This is a genomic window from Methylobacterium sp. Leaf93, from assembly GCF_001422345.1.
In the GTDB taxonomy this organism is placed as follows: domain Bacteria; phylum Pseudomonadota; class Alphaproteobacteria; order Rhizobiales; family Beijerinckiaceae; genus Methylobacterium; species Methylobacterium bullatum.
Map to the genome: position 1 here is coordinate 68,889 of NZ_LMMS01000004.1, position 18,594 is coordinate 87,482.

Below are 18,594 nucleotides of genomic sequence, written 5' to 3' on the forward strand. Positions count from 1 at the left end.
TGGGCTGAGTCGCGGTCGGAGCGTCACCTTGAGATCATGCGCCTATGGCGGCTGAATGGTTCATGGCTGGCCGCTATCCGTTTCGCTGTGCCGGCGCGCACATCGGCTCTGCCTCCCTATAATGGCACCGGCTTCAGCGACGGTGCTGCCACGGCCGAGACGCCGAGCGCGATGGACCGCCGCCTGACGTGAGAATCCGTTCCGGTGCCATGGCGCGTCGGTCCCCCGCCTCCCCCGGGGAACCGCCGCGGGTTCATGCCGCCGGAGTGTCGGCGCGTGGCATGCGGGAACGGGGCTCCCGCCCGTGACGAGCGCCCCGTTCCTCATGACCCCGATCGCTTAGACCACGAGGATGTCCTGGAAAGTGATGACGGGGCGTGTGGTGAGGAGGGCGAACTGGAGGGCATCGGCCGATCCGCTGCCGTCCGCGTCGTAGGAGACGGTGCCCGTCCGCGAATCGTAGAGGATCCGGTCGTCCGCATCCACGACGGCACCGGCCGCTCCAAGGTCCTTGAAGGCGCCCGCCGCCAGGGTTCCGGCCTTGGTCAGTGCCGTGAAGATCCCGTTCTCGAGCCGGAGCGTATCGTCGATGGCGGCGAAGTCGACGATGCGGTCGACGTTGCCGGCGCCGAGTGCCGTGTTGAAGAAGAAGATGTCGGCACCGGCCCCGCCCTTCAGGATGTCGTCGCCCAGACCGCCATTGAGCATGTTGGCGCCGCCGTTGCCGGTCAACGTGTTGGCGAGGGCGTTGCCCTTGCCGTTGATGTCGGCGCTGCCGGTGAGAAGCAGGTTCTCGATCTCGCTGCCGAGAGTGAACGCTGCCGAACTCCGGACGAGATCGATGCCGCCCGCCGACGCCTCGACGATCGTGTCGCCGCCATCGGTGACGTAGGTGTCGTCGCCGAGGCCGCCGACGAGCCTGTCGGTGCCGGTCCCGCCATTGAGGACGTTGGCGGCGTCGTTGCCCAGGAGGGTGTTGTCGAGGGCATTGCCCGTCGCCTTGATCGCCGCCGTTCCCGTGAGGGTGAGGTTCTCCAGATTGTCGCCGAGGGTCAGGGTGGCCGAACTCCGCACGAGGTCGGTTCCGGCGCCGAGGGCCTCGACGATCGTGTCGCCGCCGTCGGTGACGTAGATGTCATCGCCCGATCCGCCGACGAGCCTGTCGGCGCCGGTGCCGCCATCGAGGATGTTGGCGGCGGCATTGCCGGTGATGCGGTTGGCCAGGGCGTTGCCGATGCCGTTGGTGACGGCCTTGCCCGTCAGGGTCAGGTTTTCGAGATTGTCGCCGAGGGTCAGGCTGACTGAGCTCTGGACGAGGTCGGTGCCGCCGTCGGCCGCCTCGACGATCGTGTCGGCGCCATCGGTGACGTAGGTGTCGTTGCCCAGCCCTCCGATGAGCGTGTCGCTGCCCTTGCCGCCGTTGAGGACATTGGCGGCGGCGTTGCCCCGGATCGTGTTGGCGAGGGTGTTGCCGGTGCCGTTGATCGCGGCCGAGCCGGCGAGGGTCAGGTTCTCGAGGTTCAGTCCGAGGGTCAGGCTGGCCGAACTCAGGACGAGATCGGTGCCCGCGGAGGCCGCTTCGGTGAGCGTGTCTCCGCCATCGGTGACGTAGGTGTCGTCGCCCAGCCCGCCAATAAGGATGTCGGCACCGCTGACACCGTCGAGGACGTTGGCGGCGGCGTTGCCCTGAAGCGTGTTGGCCAGGGCGTTGCCGGTGCCGTCGATGGCCCCCGTTCCGGTGAGGGTGAGGTTTTCGAGATTGTCGCCGAGGGTCAGGGAGACCGAGCTTTCGACGAGGTCGATGCCGGCATCGGCCGCCTCGGTGATCGTGTCTCCGCCATCGGTGACGTAGGTGTCGTCGCCGAGCCCGCCGACGAGCCTGTCGGCCCCGCCGCCGCCGTCGAGGCGGTTGGCCCCGGCATTGCCGGTGATCGTGTTGGCGAGGGTGTTGCCGGTGCCGTCGATCGCCGCCTTCCCCGTCAGGGTCAGGTTCTCGACGTTACTGCTCAAGGTGAGGGTCGCCGAGGCCTTTACGAGGTCGGTTCCGCCATTGATCGCTTCGGTGATCGTGTCTCCGCCATCGGTGACGTAGGTGTCGTTGCCCAGCCCGCCGATGAGCGTGTCGCTGCCCTTGCCGCCGTTGAGGATGTTGGCGGCACCGTTGCCCCGGATCGTGTTGGCGAGGGTGTTGCCAGTGCCGTTGATCGCGGCCGAGCCGAGAAGCGTGAGGTTTTCGACGTTTTCGCTCAGGATGGACGTGGCCGAACTCCGGACGAGGTCGGTTCCACCGCCCGGCGCTTCGATGATCGTGTCGCCGCCATCGGTGACGTAGGTGTCGTCGCCCAGCCCGCCGATGAGGATGTCGGCACCGCTGACACCGTCGAGGACGTTGGCGGCGGTGTTGCCCTGAAGCGTGTTGGCGAGGGTGTTGCCGGTGCCGTCGAGGGCCCCCGTCCCCGTGAGGGTTAGGTTTTCGAGATTGTCGCCGAGGGTCAGGGAAATCGAGCTTTCGATGAGGTCCGTGCCGGCATTGGCCGCCTCGGTGATCGTGTCTCCGCCATCGGTGACGTAGGTGTCGTTGCCCAGCCCACCGATGAGGATGTCCGCACCACCGCCGCCGTCGAGACGGTTGGCGGCACCGTTGCCCTGGATCGTGTTGACCAAGGCGTTGCCGGTGCCGTCGATGGCGACCGAACCCGTGAGAAGGAGGGTTTCGACCTCCTGGCCGGCGGCGATCACGAAGCTGGCGCTCGACCGAACGGTGTCGTTGCCAGCCCCCGTCGCCTCGAACACGCGGTCTCCGGCATTGTCGACGATGTAGGTGTCGTCGCCCCGCAGGCCTGACAATCCGTCGGCGCCGGCTCCGCCGTCGAGCACGTTCGCGCCGGCGTTGCCGCGCAGCGTGTTGCCGAGGGCATTCCCGGTCAGCGAGATCGCTCTCGTCCCGGCATCGTCGGTCGTCTGCAGGATCTCGATGTCCTGGGCCGCCTTCAAGGCGAAGCTGACGGCGGTCTTGATCGTATCGGAGCCGCTGCCCTCGGCCTCAATGACGATCTCGCTCGCGCTGCTGACGATGAACGTATCGTCGCCGCTTCCACCGGCGAGGGTATCCGCCCCTGCCCCGCCATCCAGCGTGTCGTTTCCGGCGCCGCCATCGAGCCTATTGGCGGCATCGTTGCCGGTCAGCCGGTCCGCACGAGCCGATCCGATCAGATGGGAGATGCCCGTGAGGGTATCGGTGCCGGCACCCAGCGTGTCCTGCGCCGACGCCACGTCGAGGCTGACCGTCACGGCCGCGGCCGCACCGGCATACGAGGCGGTATCGTCGCCATCACCGGAGATGGCGTCGTCGCCCAGACCGCCTTCCAGCGTGTCCTTGCCCAGCCCGCCATTCATCGTGTCGTTGCCCGCGTCACCCTTCAGAGTGTCGTCGAAGCCCGAGCCCTCGATGATGTCGTCCCCGGCGGAGCCTGTCAGGGTGATTCCGGCAGTCAGGCCCCTGTCGAAGACGTAGATCGAGTCGCCCTCCCCGACCCGGGTCGAAAAGTCGACCGTGCCGCCCTCGCCTCTCAAGCGGACGTCGATCCGTGTCGAGGACGAACTCGCGTCGCTGAGACCGGTGAACGAGGAAAACTGGGCCGCCGTGCCGAGGACGTCGGTGGAGACCAGAGTCTCGACATTCGTGAAGCTAAATTGTCCGAGGTCGGTGGACCTGACCGTGTCGAGCCCCGCGCCGCCGTTCACGCTGCCACCGACATCGGCACCGGAATACATCTCGAAGAGATCGTCGCCTGTGCCCCCGTTCAACGTATCGGTGCCGAGGGAAGTGTAGAAATAGTCGTTGCCGGCGCCGCCGGTGAGGACATCGTTGAAACTGGTTCCCTGGAAAACATCGTCCTTCGACGAGCCTGTCGCGATGAGCCGGGTCGTCAGGGAGGAGCCATTGAACGACACGGAATGGTTGCCCGTGACCACACCGGATAGATCGATGCGCCCGCCGGCGCCGTTAAGGATAAAAGCGATCTGAGCGTCCGGCTGGCTGCTGTTGAGAATTGTTCCGAACGAGGCCAGTTGGGAGAGCGTTCCATCGAAGTAATTCGTGTCGAGGATCTCGACATTCTTGAAGCTGAGCGTGCTGAAATATGTGCCCCTGACGGTGTCGATGCCGGCGCCGCCGTCGATCGTGCCCGAGGCGTCGGGGGTTTCGAGCCGGAATGTGTCGTTGCCGGCATCGCCGTTCAGTGTGTCGCCGCCACTGCTGGTGGTGAAGATGTCGTCACCGGCACCGCCGTGGAACGTGTCGGCGAGCCTAGCGCCGTTAAAATTGTCGCCGTTGATCGATCCCGTTACCGTGAACCCGGCGCTGGATTCGAAATATGCAATGCCCACCGAAACGGAATCGGTAGCTTCGAGGTATTGACTGAAATCGATTGTTCCGCCGGCACCTGTCAAGTTGATACTAATCTGTGATCCTTCATGGACGCTATCGATGATGCGACCGAAGGAAGATAGCTGGCCTACTGTTCCGGTGACGTAATCCGTATCGAGGGTTTCGACGCCCGTGAAGCTGTAGTTGCCCAAATGAGAACCGGTGACGACATCGGTTCCCGCACCACCGTCCACCGTGCTACCCGCCGAATTGGTCTGCGCACCGATCCGGAACGTGTCGTTGCCCGCCCCGCCGTTCAGGGCATCGGTGCCATCGGACCCGTCGATTCGGTCGTTGCCGTCGCCGCCGTTGATCGTGTCGTCGAAGTCGGAGCCTTGGAGCGTGTCGTCGTTGACCGTCGCGGTTATAGTCACGCCGGCGGTCTGGTAGCGGCCGTCAAACTGGATCGATTGAGCCCCCGTGATCCGATTGGTGAAATCGATCGTTCCGCCCGCGCCGGAAAGATCGAGGGTGATCCGATCGTCGGCGCCCCCGCCGGACGTGATGGTGGCAAAGGCCGACAATTGTGCGATCGTCGTGTTGATGTATGCAGAACGCAAGATTTCGACGGAGGTGAACTGGTAATCGCCGAAGCTACTTCCCACGACGGTATCCGTGCCGGCGCCGCCGTTCACCGTCCCAGCCATGCCGGCACTCGCGCCGAGGTTGAAGACGTCGTTGCCGGTGCCGCCGTTGAGCGTGTCGCTGCCTCCGTAGTTCGACGACAGTTCGTCGTCTCCACCCCCGCCGTTGAGGATGTCGTCGAAGACGGAACCGGAGAGGGCGTCGGCCCTGGCGCTTCCCCTGACGGTGATGCCGGAGGTCAGCCCGTTGTCGTACATGCTGACCGTGTCGGTGCCGGTCACGCGATTGGTGAAGTCGATCGTCCCGCCCGCGCCGTTCAGGATGAAGTTGAACCGTGTGCTCGAGGCGGAACTGTCGATGATGTTCTGAAAGGAGGCCAATTGCGCGACGGTGGCGTAGACGAAACTGGAATCCAGCGTCTCAACGTTGGTGAATGTGTAAGTGCCGAGAGCAAAGGCTGTGACGGTGTCCGCGCCGGTGCCTCCGTTGATCGTGCCTCCGTCGCTGAATCCGCCCGTGGTCTGGAAAAAATCGTTGCCGGCCCCGCCACGCAGCGTGTCCGCACCGCCGCCGCCACCGTAGATCGTGTCGTCCCCGGCCCCGCCGTCGATCGTGTCGTCGAACCGCGAACCATTCAGGGCGTCGCCGTTGACGGTGCCGGTGACGGTGATGCCGGACGTCAACTCGTTAGTGGAGAGGTAGATCGAATCCGAGCCTCCGATGCGATTGGTGAAGTCAATCGTGCCACCGTCGCCCCTTACTCTGACCGAGATTTGCGTGCTCGTCGCTTCGCTATCCACGAGGCTAACGAAGGAGGAAACTTGTGTGATCGTTGCGTTGATCCATGGCGTATCGAGCACCTCGACGCCGGTGAAGCTCGCCCCCCCGAGGTTCTGGGCGCGCACCGTATCCGTTCCGGTGCCGCCATCGACCGTGGCGGTTCCGTCGTAGTCGCCGATTCCTCGAAAGGTGTCGTTGCCGGCCCCGCCACGCAGGGTGTCCGTACCACCTCCGATGTCGCTGATGATCGTGTCGTTTCCGGCGCCGCCGTTGATCGTGTCGTCTCCGGCCCCGCCATCGATCGTGTCCTCTCCGGCGCCGCCGTTGATCGTGTCGCCGAAGCGTGAACCATTCAGGGTGTCGCCGTTGACGGTGCCGGTCACAATTGCGCCGGAGGTCAACCCGTCACTGGAGAGGTAGACCGAATCGGAGCCGCCGATCCGATTGGTGAAGTCGATCGAGCCGCCCTCACCCATCATCCTGACCTGGATCTGCGAGATCTCCGCCTCGCTATCGATGAGACTGCCGAAGGATGAGAGTTGCGCGATCGTGGCGTTGACCCTTGGCGTATCGAGCACCTCGACGCTGGTGAAGCTCGCCCCCCCAAGGGTCTGGGCACGCAGCGTATCCGTACCGGTTCCGCCATCGACCACGACGGTTCCGCCATAGCCGCCGATCACGCGAAAGGTGTCGTTGCCGGCCCCGCCATCGAGGCGGTCTTCGCCGTCATCGTAGACCACGATCGAATCGTTGCCCGCCCCGCCGGAGATCGTGTCGCTGCCGAAGCCCCCGTCGATGGCGTTGGCGCCGGCGTTGCCGATGAATGTTTCGCTCAAGGAGGAGGAGCCGATGATCGCGATGGGCGACGCGCCGAGGAGGGTTATGGTTTTCGCGGTTCCGGCGGTTTGCAGGGAAATGCCGGTCACGCTCGCCGGCGCGTCGAAACTGAGGTCGTCGACCGTCACCGCCGTGGACTCGTTCCCGGCATAAGCCGATGAAATCACGATCGTATCGCCGGGGCTCGATGCGGCGATGGCATCGGCGATCGTTGCGTAGGTACCGGGAACATTGAGCTGAGCCATGATGGTCGTCTTCCCCTGGAAACGCGCCGTGACGTTCTCGAAGCTCGAACATGACGGGTGTCGTCCGGGGAGCCTTAAGTGACTGGCCAAGCTCCTCCATCACCCATATGGGGGATAGGAGGCGGATTAATCAGCAGTGTCACTGGGGTGAACTTTCTCATCGACAACCGGCAAAGACCGAATGTACGTCACTTCATGATATTGCCGTGGATGATTTTCGGTTAGCCCTCCTGTGGTGAAATAAGTCAGTAGCACGTGGTTGGTCGATTGCCGTAGGGGATTGAGGTGGCAGCGAGTTCAGATAATCTGATCGACCATATTTACGAAGCCGCAGTCATTCCGGAGATGTGGCCCAGTGTACTGGCCGAACTCGTGCGGGTCGGCGAGGGAAATGGCGCGCTTTTGTTCACAACGGTGGGCAGCGAGTTCCGCTACGTCACGTCCCCGGGCTTCGAGGCGGGAATCGCAGAGTATGTCGCCGGAGGCTGGCCGGCGCGGACCGACAGGCCGGCGCGGTTGTTCGCCCGGGAACATGCCGGCTTCCTCACCGATCTCGACGTCTACACCGAAGCGGAGATGGAGGTGGAGCCGGTCTTCCGCGACTTCCTGCGGCCGAGGGGGCTGGGCTGGGGCGTCGCCAGCGCCATCGCGGTGCCGAGCGGGGATCGCCTCGTCTTCGACGTGGAGCGGGAATTCGCGCGCGGACCCGTCCCCGGCGAGATCGTCGCCCGCCTCGATGCCCTGCGCCCCCACCTCGCCCGGGCAGCGACCCTATCGGCGCGGCTGCGGTTGCAGACCGTCCAGGTGGCGGCTCAAGTGCTCGATGTCGTCGACATTCCCGCCGCGATCCTCGGCAAGCGGTCCCAGATCCTGGCGGTCAATGCCGGCTGCGCGGCGTTCCTCGGAGGCACCATCCGGGAGGCGCATCGCCTGACCCTGTCCAACCCGGAGGCGGACCGCCTGCTGGAGCGGGCCCTCGAAGGGCTGGCGACGGAGCGGCGGACCTCGACCCGGTCCATCCCGATCCCGGCCACCGACGAGCGCGGCCCGCTGATCCTGCATCTGCTGCCGATCCGGCGGGCGGCGGCGGACCTGTTCAACGCCGCCTCCGCCATCGCGATCGTCACGCCCGTGGTGCAAGGCGCCGCGCCAGACCTCACCGTCCTGTCCGGCCTCTTCGACCTGACCGTGGCCGAAGCGCGGGTGGCGCGCGAGATCGCCCTGTGCAGGACGGTGGAGGACATCGCCCTGCGGACCGGCGTCGCCACCAGCACGGTCCGGACGCAGCTGCGATCCGTCCTGTCCAAGACCGGAACCAACCGCCAGGCCGAACTCGTCGGGCTCCTCGCGGGAACGACCCCGGGGGACTGGCGGACATCGTAGGGATCGGGCCGTTCGATCCGAGGAGATGCCTGTATGAAGCGCGACACCTGCTCGACTCCGCCGGATCGCCATGACCCTTCCTGATCCGCTGCGCCTCGTCGATGCCTGCTACGCGGCCGCCCTCGATGCCTCGCTCTGGCCCGGAGTTCTCGATCAGGTGAGCGCCTGCCTCGGGGCGCGGGGGACGGTGATCGTCTCCCAGGACCCTCGCCGGACGGCCGACACGCTCCATTCGGACAGTCTGCGGGAGGTGCACGCCGCGTATAGCGGCGGGTGGTGGGAACATGACACCCGCATCGCGCGGGCGCGCTCGTTCGGGATGCGGCCCGGCCTCATCGTGGCGGACCCGATGCTGTTCTCGCCGGGGGACAAGCGGAAGGATCCCTTCTTCCAGGATTTCTGCGCCCAGCACGGTCTCGACGAACTCATGGCCTTCTGCGCCCCCGATCCGGGCGGCGGGCTGATGTCGGTCAGCGCCCTGCGCGAGGCCCGCAAGGGGTATTTCGAGGCGGGCGAGATCGCCCTCCTCGCGCAGGTGGGGCCGCATGTCGCCCGGGCCTTCGACCTCACGACGCGGCTGGGCGTCGCCCACCGGGCGGCGGCCGATCTCGGTACGGCCCTGGCGCGGGCGGAGATCGGCGTCGTCCTGCTCGACCGGGGCGGCGCTGTGCGGTTCGTCAATCCCGGCTCCGAAAGGATGGTCGCCGGCCGTCTGAAGATCTCTCCGGGACAGCCCGTGAGGACCGTCGTGGCGGCCGATGGCCCGCGACTCGACCGTCTCGTCGCCGCTGCCCTGGCGGAGGGCAGGTTCTGCGCCGCCGAGCCCATCATCCTGCGTTCGTCGGACGGGTCCCCTTGCCTCCTGGCGGAGGCGATGCCTCTGCGCGCCGGTGAGCCCGGCCTCGAACTGATCGGCTCGACCAAGGGCGGTGCCCTGCTCCTGCTCCACCCCATGACGCCGCCGGACCTCGTCTCCATCGCGCCGCAACTCGAGCAATTGGGCCTGACACGGATGCAGGCCCTGGTGGCGATGGCCATCGGCCGGGGAAGTTCGCCCCGGGAGGCGGCGGAATCGCTCGCGATCCGGGAGGGCACCGTGCGGGTTCACCTGAAGGCGATCTTCGGCAGGCTCGGCCTCAGGCGCCAGAGCGAACTCGCCATCATCGTGGCTCGCCTGGATGCCATCCTGAGCCGGCGGCGGGAGCGCGAGGGCGGCACCGGGTGCTGAGCGGCTCAGGTCTTATCGGGTCCCGAAAACGCAAAAAGCCGCCCGGAGGCGGCTCGTCGCGGAGAGATGACTCTCATGTCATGCGCTGGAAGCCCGAACGCTTCCGGCTGCTTCAGTTGAAGGTGTCGATCTCAGCCGACTCGTAGCTGGTGACTTCCATGCCGACACACACTTCCTGAACGACGGGGGCAGTCCAAGCCATGATGTTTCTCCTGCGTTGCAAGTCTTCTTTAGAAGACATCTCGATTGCGCGGGCTCACCGCGCTTGAGAGATACCTATTGCCCGCCCCCCGCCAAAGCAAGCCGAAAGACGGAAATATCCTGCAGGAGTCCCTTAGTTTTCTCTCATGGAACGGTGCATGAAGCCTCATGAGCAGAGGGCGCGTCAGGTTCGGGCGAAGGCCGCAGCGTCGGCGACCTGATCCTCGCCCGGAATCTGCCCGGTATACAGGACGAACTGCTCCAGGGCCTGCAGCACCACGACCTCGTGGCCGGTGATGAGGCGCTTCCCCACGTCTTCGGCCGCGCGCAGGAAGGGCGTCATCGAGGGCAGCGCCACCACGTCGAAGGCGATGGTGCTGGCGGCGATCTGAGGGGCGGGGAAGGCGAGGACATCGGCCTGCGGGCCTTCCATGCCCAGGGGCGTGACGTTGATGAGGAGCGGGGCCTGTGCCTCGCCGATCTCGGCGCGCCAGGCATAGCCATGGCTGTCCGCCAGGGCCCGTCCGGCCGGCTCGTTGCGGGCGACGACCGTGCCGTTCGGGAAGCCCGCATCGCGCAGGGCCGCGACGACGGCCTTGGCCATGCCGCCGGAGCCGCGCAGGAGGAACGGCGTGAGGGGATCGACCTCGTGCTTTTCGAGGAGCAGGCGGATGGCGATGTAATCGGTGTTGTAGCCGGTGAGGCGCCCGGCCTCGTTCACCACCGTGTTGACGCTGTCGATGGCCGCCGCCGAGGCTTCGAGGCGATCGAGAAGCGGGATCACGGCTTCCTTGAACGGCATCGAGACGGCGCAGCCGCGAATGCCGAGAGCCCGTATGCCGCCGATCGCGGCGGGCAGGTCGGTGGTGGTGAAGGCCTTGTAGACATAGTCGAGCCCCATGAGCTCGTAGAGCCGGTTGTGGAAGCGCGACCCGAAATGGCCCGGTCGTCCCGACAGGGACATGCACAGCGTGGTCTCGCGTCCGATCGGTGGCTTCATCGCGGTCTCCGGCTGGCCGGAGGCGCGGTGCGTCCCGCGTTCCGGTCCCGGAGCGATACCATGTCCCGTGCTGCGTCGCGCCCGTCAGAGCTTCCGGCTGCGCCCATCCTCCAGGATCGCCTCGGCATGGTACCAGCTGTCGCCGAAATCCATCCTGGGCAACGCCGTCGGCTGCGCAATGCGCCCTACGAGGTCCACCACGGCATTGATGCCCTTCCGCATGCCTGTCGAATAGGCACGTGCGGGTGATGCGTCCTTTCTGGGCACGAAAGTGAAGATTTCGGCCGAATTCCGAGGTGCGCTCAAAGTCATGGTTCGACGTCTCCGATGGCTGCTGGGCGTTCATGCCCCCGACGTCTCGTGATGATATGAGCAGTGTCTGATATTTGCACCGGCTAAACGTACGAAAAACAGTACATGCCGGTAATTCGAGCATGCCTTAATTTGTTTCACGCAAAGAATGATGGTGCACTGCCGCGGCTCGGGTCCTCAGGCGATCCCCTGCCCCGGGCCGATCCGGTTCTCCGGCCCGGCGCCCGACGTCCGTGAGAGGGGCGCGGTCCATCGCCGCGGCGAGACGAATCCCGACCTCCGCCGCCTCATGTCGTCCGGAACCATCGCGGCGTGAATCTCTTGATCCGTCCTAGCAAGCGCGCGACGAAATCATGATGTCACCTGGATCGAGCTTTGCCGTGCGCAAATAGTTGCGGGGTCACGATCCAGGTCATCGTCGATGAAAGCGCGCCGCGGCCTGTCCGATGCGTCACGAATTCACTCACGGAGGAACGAGCCATGGGCATTTTCACCAAGGACATCCAGACTCTCGACGACCTGTTCGTGCACACCCTGCAGGACATCTATTACGCCGAGAATCAGATCACCAAGGCGCTGCCGAAGATGATCGCCAAGGCGACCGCTCCCGAACTCAAGAGCGGGTTCGAGAAGCACCTCAAGGAAACCGAAGGCCAGATCGAGCGCCTGGAGAGGGTCTTCAAGATGCATGGCCATACGCCGAAGGCGGTGACCTGCCCGGCCATCGACGGCATCATCAAGGAGACCAACGAGGTTTCCGGAGAGATCGGCGACAAGCAGGTTCTCGATGCCGCCCTCATCGCCTCCGCCCAGGCGGTGGAGCATTACGAGATCACGCGCTACGGCACCCTCGTGGCGTGGGCCAAGCAGCTCGGCCGGGACGATTGCGCTGGCGTGCTGCAGCAGACCCTGGACGAGGAGCGCGCCACCGACGAGCGCCTGACACGTTTGGCCGAGAGCCAGGTCAACCGCCGCGCCGCCTGACCCGAGAACGCCGCCCTCCCCGGTCGGAGGGCGGCCCGTCCGTCAGGCCGGGAAGAACTGGTTGGCCGGGCGCGGCAGGCCGAGATGGTCGCGCAAGGTCGTGCCTTCGTATTCGGTGCGGAACAGGCCCCGCCCCTGGAGTTCCGGCACCAGGGTATCGACCACGTCGTCGAGGCCTTCCGGCACGAAGGGGAACATGACGTTGAACCCGTCGCAGGCCCGCGTCACGAGCCATTCCTCCATCTGGTCGGCCACCTCGGCCGGCGTCCCCACCATGGTGAGCCCACCATAGCCGCCGACCCGCTGGGCGAGTTCGCGCACCGTGGCCCCGGTCTTCCGGGCATAGCCGACGATCTGGGCCTGGGCGCTCTTGCTGGCATTGGTCTCCGGGAGATCGGGCAGGGGGGCGTCGAGGTCGAAGCCCGAGGCATCGACGCCGAGGCGCACCGAGAGGTTGGCGATACCGCTGTCCGTGGGCACGAGCGCATCGAGCCGGGCCTTCTTGGCCTCGGCTTCGTCGCGCGTCTCGCCGAGGACGATGAAGGCGCCGGGCAGGATCTTGAGATGGTCGGGATCGCGGCCGGCGGCGGGCATCCTGCCTTTCACGTCGGCGTAGAAGTCCTGGGCAGCGGCGAGTTTCGAGCCGGCGCCGAACACCATCTCGGCGGTCTCGGCGGCGATCTGGCGTCCCGCTTCCGACGCGCCGGCCTGCACGATCACGGGCCAGCCCTGGACGGGACGGGCGATGTTGAGCGGCCCCTTCACCTTCAGGAACTCGCCGGCATGGTCGAGGACATGGAGTTTGTCGGGGTCGAAATAGACCCCCTCCTCCACGTCGCGGATGAAGGCGTCGTCGGCCCAGGAATCCCACAGGCCTGTGACCACGTCGAAGAACTCCCGCGCGCGGGCATACCGGACCGCATGGTCGAGATGGGCGTCCCGGCCGAAATTCAGGGCCTCGTCCGGGTTGCCGGAGGTGACGAGGTTCCAGCCGGCGCGGCCGTTGGAGATATGGTCGAGGGAGGCGAACTTCCGGGCCACATGATAGGGCTCGTTATAGGTGGTGGAGGCCGTGGCGATGAGCCCGATCCGTTCGGTGACGGCGGCGAGGGCCGGCAGCAGGGTCATCGGGTCGAAGGAGGTCACGGTGGCGCTGCGCTTCAGCGCGGCCATGGGCATGTTCATCACCGCCAGATGGTCGGCCATGAAGAACGCATCGAACTTGGCCACCTCCAGGCGCTGGGCGAAGCGCTTGAGATGGGGAAAGCTGAAATTCGCGTCCGGATATCCGCCGGGATAGCGCCACCACGCGGTGTGGATGCCGATCGGCCGCATGAAGGCGCCGAGATGCAGGCGACGAGGTTGGCTCATGCGGGGCTGTCTCCGTCCGGCCGATGAAAGCACGGTGTTGGAATACAGTAGCGGCGGGAGAAAAGGGTTCTGGTTTTTGCCGAGCTAGGCAACGACCATGCTGGGAAGCCGCCGCCCTCACGAACGGCGCTTGCGCCAGAGCAGGATGCCCCGGCAGGCGACGTCCCGCACCCGCCTGTCGAGGGCGGGATAGCGGCGCAGGGTCGCGACCAGCCTCGCCCGCGCCGCGCCCGTCAGGCCGCGCCAGCCGAGCGGCGCGACGAGGTCCACCAGCGGCAGGGGCTCGACCCCGAAACGGCGTTTGTAATCGTAGTCGCCGATGCTGAAATCGAACGAGCGGCAGCCCTCTCGGTGGAGGGCCTCCATGGTCTTGTCGATCACGAGGCGGCCCGGCGAGCAGTTCGACCACCCCTCCCCGGCATTGCTGATGCGGATCATGACGTAGGTGTCGGCATCGCGGATGCCGAGCAGCGCGGCGACGACCTCGTCTCCCGCCATCAGGGCGCTGACGACGGCATAGCCGCGGCCGAGGCCCCGTCCGACCAGGCGACGGTAGAACGCGTCGAACTCGGCCTCGTCGAGGCGGTAATCGGCGCCGAGGCTGCGCATGCGCGCCTCCTGCTGGCGCGCCATCACCTTCAGGACCCGCTGGGCCTCGTCTTGGTCGGTGACGATGCGGAAATCCGTCTCGGGCTCGCGGGAGAACACCCGCCAGCTTCGCTCCAGTTCCTTGCGCACGGTCTTGGCGAGGCTGCGATGATAGGCATCCCAGTCCTCGCCCGTCCTGACCTCGTTGCCGTTGAGCGGGCACGGGCACACGCCCCTGAGGAGAGACAGCGGATTGGGTCCGTCGGCCAAGGTCGCCGGCATCTTGCGCAGGGAGAGAAGGTCGGCGCGGGGCAGCGCGGAGCGGATCGCCCGCCAAAGCTCCAGGGCGCCGGCATGGTCTCTCGGAGCCGCTGGGCCGAGGAGCGGCGCGTTGTAATCGGTGAGGCCGAGATCGGCGAAGGCGATGATGCGGCGGGTCCCCGTCTCGTCGATCACGAGGGGAAGATGCAGCGCGAGCGCGCCCGTCGCCCTGTCCCGCGCCGTCACCAGGAGGGGCGTCAGCCCCGCGCGGGCGTGGAGCGATTCATACCAGGTCTCGATCCAGACCGGATCCTGGAACGGCGTCGGCGCACCCGTCCATCCGGGCACGCACTCCGTCCAGTCGGATGCGACCGCCACATCATAGCGTCGCGCTCCCGACGCACCAGTTCCCGATGGCGCGATGCCCCGGCGATGGGCCGGGAGCGCCGTCCCGCTCACGCCGGAGCGGAGAGTTCGAGGATCTGGCCCGGTCGGGCCGCATCGAGGCGGAAATCAACGGCGCGGCGGGCAGCGCGCTCCTTCTTCACCCAATCACTGTTGCGCAGCAGCTTCTGCATCACCGCTTTGGACCAGTAGCCCGGCCCGGTGATGGCGTGGCTCGCCGGCTCGCGGCCGAAGCGATGGCGCAGCATGCCATTGGCGAGGTTGACGATCTGCTTGCGGCGGATCGGCTCGTCCACGAAGGAGACCGTCATCGACACGTTGAGGCAGTCGAGGTTCTCGACCCGGTGCGGCGCGTTGAGGGGCCAGCTCAGCATCTGGCCGGGCGACAGCTCCATCACCTGGGCATGGGCGTCGTACCAGGGCGCGTAGGGCATATCGACCTCCACATCGAACAGGGCGATGTCCTCGAGATGCCTCGGCGTCACGAAGGGCGGGGTCGAGGGATAGACGTAGACCCGCTTGGCGCCGATGATCTGCCACAGGTGCTGCCCCGGCAGGTCGGCATGATAATAGACCTGGGCGTTGGGTGACGAGATCAGGATGCCGCAGGTGGATTTCGCCGGCGAGAAGCCGGGAACGCGCCGGGCCAGCTCCTCGAATAGGGCGTCGAGCGTGTCGCTGTAGCGCCGGTCCACGGTCTCGACATTGCGCAGGTTGAGCCACATCCGCCCTTGGGCGATGGACTCGATCACCTGCGCGCCGGGAAGTCCCCCGGTCTCGCCCTCGCGCCAGAACTTGCGCTGACCGGGCGCGCCCATATGGACGAGGCTGTACTGGTCGCGCGGATAGGTGTCGATCAGGTCGGCCAGGGCCTCCCGCGAGAACAGGGGGGATTGGTGCAGCCGATGCTCGAGCCGCAGGGGCTGATGGCCCCAGAGGGCGCTGTGGGTCTCGTCCCAGGAGGTGAAGATCGGGTCGTTCATGGCTACGGTCAATCCGTATCGTGTCCCGCTGCTCTTCAGACGAGGTGGGTCGGTCCCCCTGCGGGACAGGTCCGATCCATTTCCGGACATCATATCCGACTGAGATGGAATCTTTGCATTCGCGGTGCCGCCGGGACAGGATTTCTGCGCGGGCCGCGTGAATACGCTGTCGTGCTCCTCGTCGAAGAGCCGTCGGCGGGCGGATCGAGCGCTTTAAACCGTTCGGGCGAAAGCCTTTCGCAAGCGACGGCCTGCTAGGACCGCGCGGTCACGTTCTCTTCCGGAATCTCGCCGCATGACGCAACGCCCTGGACCGGGAGAGACGAAGGCACCCTCCCCTTGCCTCCATCTCATGGGAACGGGGCATCCGCCCTGCGGCGTCGGCGATTTCGCGGGCCAGCTGGTGGAGGCGCTCGGGCTTCAGGGACAGCCTCAGGAGACCCTCGTGCTCGCGCCGGGCCGCGTGCCGCTCGGCCAGATCTGGCGCGCCGTGGGGAAGAGCCGCGCGGTCGTCGCCAACCTGCCCGTGGTCGCCTGGAAGCGGGCGTTCTCCGGGCCGCCTTCCGCCTTCGCCATCGCGCTCCTGCAAGGCCGGCGACGGGTCGCGATCCTGCACGAATGGGGCAGCCTGCACCGCCTGCGTCGGCTCGTGCTGAGGCCGCTTCTCCTCCTCGCGGACACGATCGTCCTCCTGTCGCCCCAGGTCCGGGACGAGCTCGCCGCCGATCCGGTGATCGGCCGTCTCGCCCGGCGGGCGGTGATGATGCCCCTGCCCCCGAACATCACGCGGCCCGAAATCAGCGTGCCGAGCGCTCTGTCCGAGCGGATGCGCGCCGCCCGTGAGCAGGGCCGTCTCGTGGTCGGTCATTTCGGCTCGATCTATCCGGGCAAGCAGCCGGAGGCGATCCTCGACATCGCCGCCAGCCTGAAGGTCCGCGGCGCCGATCCGCTCGTCGTCTTCATCGGTTCGTTCATCCGCGCCTCGGACGGAATCGAGGACATTTTCCGGAACAAGGTCGCAGCACTCGGCCTCGCCGAGACCGTGGTGGTCTCCGGCTACGTCGCCTCGCCCGAGGAGCTGTTCGGCCTGTTCGACGAGGTCGATGCCTTCGTCTACGTCCTCCCCGAGGGGCTCACCGCGCGCCGCGCCAGCATCCTGGCCTGCGTCCAGGCCGGACGCCCGGTCATCGTCACCGAGTCGGTGCGTTCGGACGAGTTCGATCACCATCCGCGCTTCCGTGCGCTCCTGTCCGGCGGGGCCATCGTCCTCGCCCCGGGCGGCGCCGGACCGGAGGCCTATGCCGACCTCGCCCTGGCCGCGTCGGGACGGCCGACTCTGCCCCCCGCCCTCGATCGCCGGGTCTGGTTCGCCGATGCCGCCAGTAGCCTTAGGGATGCCCTCGGCTGACGGTCCGAGGGTGCGAACCTTGCCCTTTCGCAGCGATCGAAGGGCAAGGAGACGCGTTATGACCCAATCTGACCCAAGCGGCGTTCCGGAAACGAGCAGGTCCGGCTGGTCCGGACACTGGGCGGTCGGCGGGCTGGTCGTCGGCTGCGTGGCGACCGTGCTCTGGTGCGGCCTCCTGATGACCCTCGGCGGCTGGGCCGTCGGAATCATCGAGTTCTGAGGGAGCCATCCCGAACGTGGGGCGTCTCACGCGCTGCGGAAACGGGCGAGGTAGCGCAGGCCGAAGACGGAGATCAGGAAGGTGACCCAGACCGGGTCTCCTCCATCGAAGAAGAAGCTCTCCATGCAGGAGAGCAGCAGGCCGAACAGCCAGACCTGTACGAAGATCGTCACCAGCGGGTCGGCCCGGCCGTTCGCCTCGATCCTCATCACGTCCCGCAGGGGGGCGGCGACGAAGATCGCGAGAACGATAACGAGGCCGGGCAGGCCCAGGGTGACGGCGGTGTCGAGATAGCTGTTGTGGCTGTGCGAGGCGTATCCGGCCCAGCTCGACCCGTCATCGGACGCCGCGCGCACGGTGACGTTGTTCCAGAATGCCGAGAAGCCGTAGCCGGTGAGCGGACGCGCCGTGAGGGCCTCGATGGCGAACTGCCATACATCGGTCCGACCGGTGAAGGTGGAATCCACGGGCAGAGCCCGCACGACGGCGGCGAGGGGCTCGCTCACCACCGTGCCGACGCTGAACAGGTTGATCGTGAAGAGCGGAACCAGCGTGAGGAGGATTCGGCCCGCGAACGAACGGATGACGCCGAACAGCCCCGTGATCGCCAGCACCGCCACCAGGAGCGCCGTCGCGCTCTTGCCTTCCGAGCCGAGGAGGAACAGCACCGACAGGGCGACGATGACGAGGCCCACCGTCGCGAGCCCCGAACGCGCCACGGCGATGCCGATGAAGACCAGCATGGCCATGACCGCCGCCGCACTGTTCTTATGGCCGAACACGCCGCGCCAATTGCCCGCGAGCATGGGCTCCCCCACGTCCTTCGCCTGATGGATGGCGAGGTCCGGCGCGAGCAGCATGCCGAGGTAGCAGGCGCCCAGCAGCAGAAGGGAGGCAATGGCCAGGAGGTTGCGCAGATCGGTCCGCGACCGCGCCAGCAGGGGCAGGCAGGCGGCCGCCAGCATCACGGAGCCCGCGAGGGTCAGGCGCTTGGCCGACGTCCCGGGATCCTGCGACAGAACGACGTTCACGGCGAGCCACGCTCCGAGCGCCAGGAACCAGGGCGAGGCGAAGCCGCGCAAGGCTTTGGCGTGAGCCGGGAGCGTCAGGGCGAGGCACAGCAGCGCGAGAAGGCCGAAGCCCGCATAGGTGAGCCCCTCCCGCCCCGTGGCGAGTTCCAGGACGTCCGGATTGCTGAGATCCTGGAACGGTTTGAGCGAAATCCAGCTGAGCAGCAGGACCGCGAGGAAGACGACCTTGCGCGCGATGAGGATGGCGGGCGTGTCCGCGAGTACCGCCTGCAGGCGGCGCCATCCGCCGGGCGCTGCCTCCGATGCCGGCACTCCGATCGCCCCCGTCTTCATCGACCCGCCA

At 66.7% G+C, this 18,594-nt stretch carries 13 protein-coding genes; 5 read left to right on the plus strand and 8 right to left on the minus strand.

The features are described from left to right. Positions 1 to 339 precede the first annotated feature (339 nt). The gene (locus ASF26_RS05670) at positions 340 to 6,876 is read right to left on the minus strand and encodes a calcium-binding protein (RefSeq protein WP_056250668.1); all 6,537 of its coding nucleotides are present in this window, start codon (positions 6,874 to 6,876) and stop codon (positions 340 to 342) included. Between the two features lie 285 nt (positions 6,877 to 7,161). Here ASF26_RS05670 and ASF26_RS23055 point away from each other — a divergent pair, with 285 nt between their 5' ends. Together ASF26_RS23055 and ASF26_RS05680 are read left to right on the plus strand one after the other, a co-directional pair. Then, positions 7,162 to 8,259: a helix-turn-helix transcriptional regulator gene (locus ASF26_RS23055; protein WP_200925885.1), complete on the plus strand. Its 1,098-nt coding sequence runs from the start codon at positions 7,162 to 7,164 to the stop codon at positions 8,257 to 8,259. 70 nt (positions 8,260 to 8,329) lie between these two features. Continuing rightward, on the plus strand, positions 8,330 to 9,487 hold the full coding sequence (locus tag ASF26_RS05680) for a helix-turn-helix transcriptional regulator (RefSeq protein WP_056250674.1): 1,158 nt from the start codon (positions 8,330 to 8,332) through the stop codon (positions 9,485 to 9,487). Positions 9,488 to 9,599: 112 nt separating this feature from the next. On the opposite strand, the gene pqqA is transcribed toward ASF26_RS05680, so the two are convergent. The 3 genes from pqqA to ASF26_RS22540 form a co-directional block, all read right to left on the minus strand. After that, positions 9,600 to 9,689, minus strand: a complete 90-nt coding sequence (gene pqqA, locus ASF26_RS05685) for a pyrroloquinoline quinone precursor peptide PqqA (RefSeq protein ID WP_018043773.1) — start codon at positions 9,687 to 9,689, stop codon at positions 9,600 to 9,602. A 183-nt stretch (positions 9,690 to 9,872) separates the two neighbouring features. After that, positions 9,873 to 10,688 (minus strand): shikimate 5-dehydrogenase, encoded by an 816-nt coding sequence (locus ASF26_RS05690; protein WP_056250676.1) that lies wholly within the window; start codon positions 10,686 to 10,688, stop codon positions 9,873 to 9,875. Between the two features lie 84 nt (positions 10,689 to 10,772). Further along, positions 10,773 to 10,910 (minus strand): hypothetical protein, encoded by a 138-nt coding sequence (locus ASF26_RS22540; protein WP_156462881.1) that lies wholly within the window; start codon positions 10,908 to 10,910, stop codon positions 10,773 to 10,775. 570 nt (positions 10,911 to 11,480) lie between these two features. Between ASF26_RS22540 and ASF26_RS05695 the strand changes: the two genes are divergently transcribed. Continuing rightward, on the plus strand, positions 11,481 to 11,984 hold the full coding sequence (locus tag ASF26_RS05695; RefSeq protein WP_018043776.1) for a ferritin-like domain-containing protein: 504 nt from the start codon (positions 11,481 to 11,483) through the stop codon (positions 11,982 to 11,984). A gap of 42 nt (positions 11,985 to 12,026) precedes the next feature. On the opposite strand, the gene ASF26_RS05700 is transcribed toward ASF26_RS05695, so the two are convergent. The 3 genes from ASF26_RS05700 to ASF26_RS05710 all read right to left on the minus strand — a co-directional run bounded on the left by ASF26_RS05700 (position 12,027) and on the right by ASF26_RS05710 (position 15,592). Then, positions 12,027 to 13,355 carry an LLM class flavin-dependent oxidoreductase gene (locus ASF26_RS05700; protein WP_056250679.1) on the minus strand — a complete coding sequence of 443 codons (1,329 nt, stop codon included), beginning with the start codon at positions 13,353 to 13,355 and terminating at the stop codon, positions 12,027 to 12,029. Positions 13,356 to 13,472: 117 nt separating this feature from the next. After that, positions 13,473 to 14,552, minus strand: a complete 1,080-nt coding sequence (locus tag ASF26_RS05705; RefSeq protein WP_244475842.1) for a GNAT family N-acetyltransferase — start codon at positions 14,550 to 14,552, stop codon at positions 13,473 to 13,475. A 107-nt stretch (positions 14,553 to 14,659) separates the two neighbouring features. Continuing rightward, a complete protein-coding gene (locus tag ASF26_RS05710) occupies positions 14,660 to 15,592 on the minus strand; it encodes a hypothetical protein (protein ID WP_056250683.1) in 933 nt (310 codons plus the stop codon). A gap of 295 nt (positions 15,593 to 15,887) precedes the next feature. Between ASF26_RS05710 and ASF26_RS05715 the strand changes: the two genes are divergently transcribed. Next, a complete protein-coding gene (locus ASF26_RS05715) occupies positions 15,888 to 17,000 on the plus strand; it encodes a hypothetical protein (RefSeq protein ID WP_244475843.1) in 1,113 nt (370 codons plus the stop codon). 58 nt (positions 17,001 to 17,058) lie between these two features. Then, positions 17,059 to 17,220 carry a hypothetical protein gene (locus tag ASF26_RS22545; RefSeq protein ID WP_018043782.1) on the plus strand — a complete coding sequence of 54 codons (162 nt, stop codon included), beginning with the start codon at positions 17,059 to 17,061 and terminating at the stop codon, positions 17,218 to 17,220. A gap of 26 nt (positions 17,221 to 17,246) precedes the next feature. Here ASF26_RS22545 and ASF26_RS05720 read toward each other — a convergent pair whose 3' ends face one another. Next, positions 17,247 to 18,584, minus strand: coding sequence for an O-antigen ligase (locus ASF26_RS05720; protein WP_056250687.1), 1,338 nt, complete (start codon positions 18,582 to 18,584; stop codon positions 17,247 to 17,249). Positions 18,585 to 18,594: the final 10 nt, after the last annotated feature.

What these genes read in the sequence shown, in the direction of transcription:
- ASF26_RS05710 (WP_056250683.1), bottom strand. Translation starts at nt 15,592, where the DNA reads ATGAACGACCCGATCTTCACCTCCTGGGACGAGACCCACAGCGCCCTC.
- ASF26_RS05680 (WP_056250674.1), top strand. Translation starts at nt 8,330, where the DNA reads ATGACCCTTCCTGATCCGCTGCGCCTCGTCGATGCCTGCTACGCGGCC.
- ASF26_RS05670 (WP_056250668.1), bottom strand. Translation starts at nt 6,876, where the DNA reads ATGGCTCAGCTCAATGTTCCCGGTACCTACGCAACGATCGCCGATGCC.
- ASF26_RS05700 (WP_056250679.1), bottom strand. Translation starts at nt 13,355, where the DNA reads ATGAGCCAACCTCGTCGCCTGCATCTCGGCGCCTTCATGCGGCCGATC.
- pqqA (WP_018043773.1), bottom strand. Translation starts at nt 9,689, where the DNA reads ATGGCTTGGACTGCCCCCGTCGTTCAGGAAGTGTGTGTCGGCATGGAA.
- ASF26_RS05715 (WP_244475843.1), top strand. Translation starts at nt 15,888, where the DNA reads ATGACGCAACGCCCTGGACCGGGAGAGACGAAGGCACCCTCCCCTTGC.
- ASF26_RS22540 (WP_156462881.1), bottom strand. Translation starts at nt 10,910, where the DNA reads ATGCGGAAGGGCATCAATGCCGTGGTGGACCTCGTAGGGCGCATTGCG.
- ASF26_RS22545 (WP_018043782.1), top strand. Translation starts at nt 17,059, where the DNA reads ATGACCCAATCTGACCCAAGCGGCGTTCCGGAAACGAGCAGGTCCGGC.
- ASF26_RS05690 (WP_056250676.1), bottom strand. Translation starts at nt 10,688, where the DNA reads ATGAAGCCACCGATCGGACGCGAGACCACGCTGTGCATGTCCCTGTCG.
- ASF26_RS05720 (WP_056250687.1), bottom strand. Translation starts at nt 18,584, where the DNA reads ATGAAGACGGGGGCGATCGGAGTGCCGGCATCGGAGGCAGCGCCCGGC.
- ASF26_RS05695 (WP_018043776.1), top strand. Translation starts at nt 11,481, where the DNA reads ATGGGCATTTTCACCAAGGACATCCAGACTCTCGACGACCTGTTCGTG.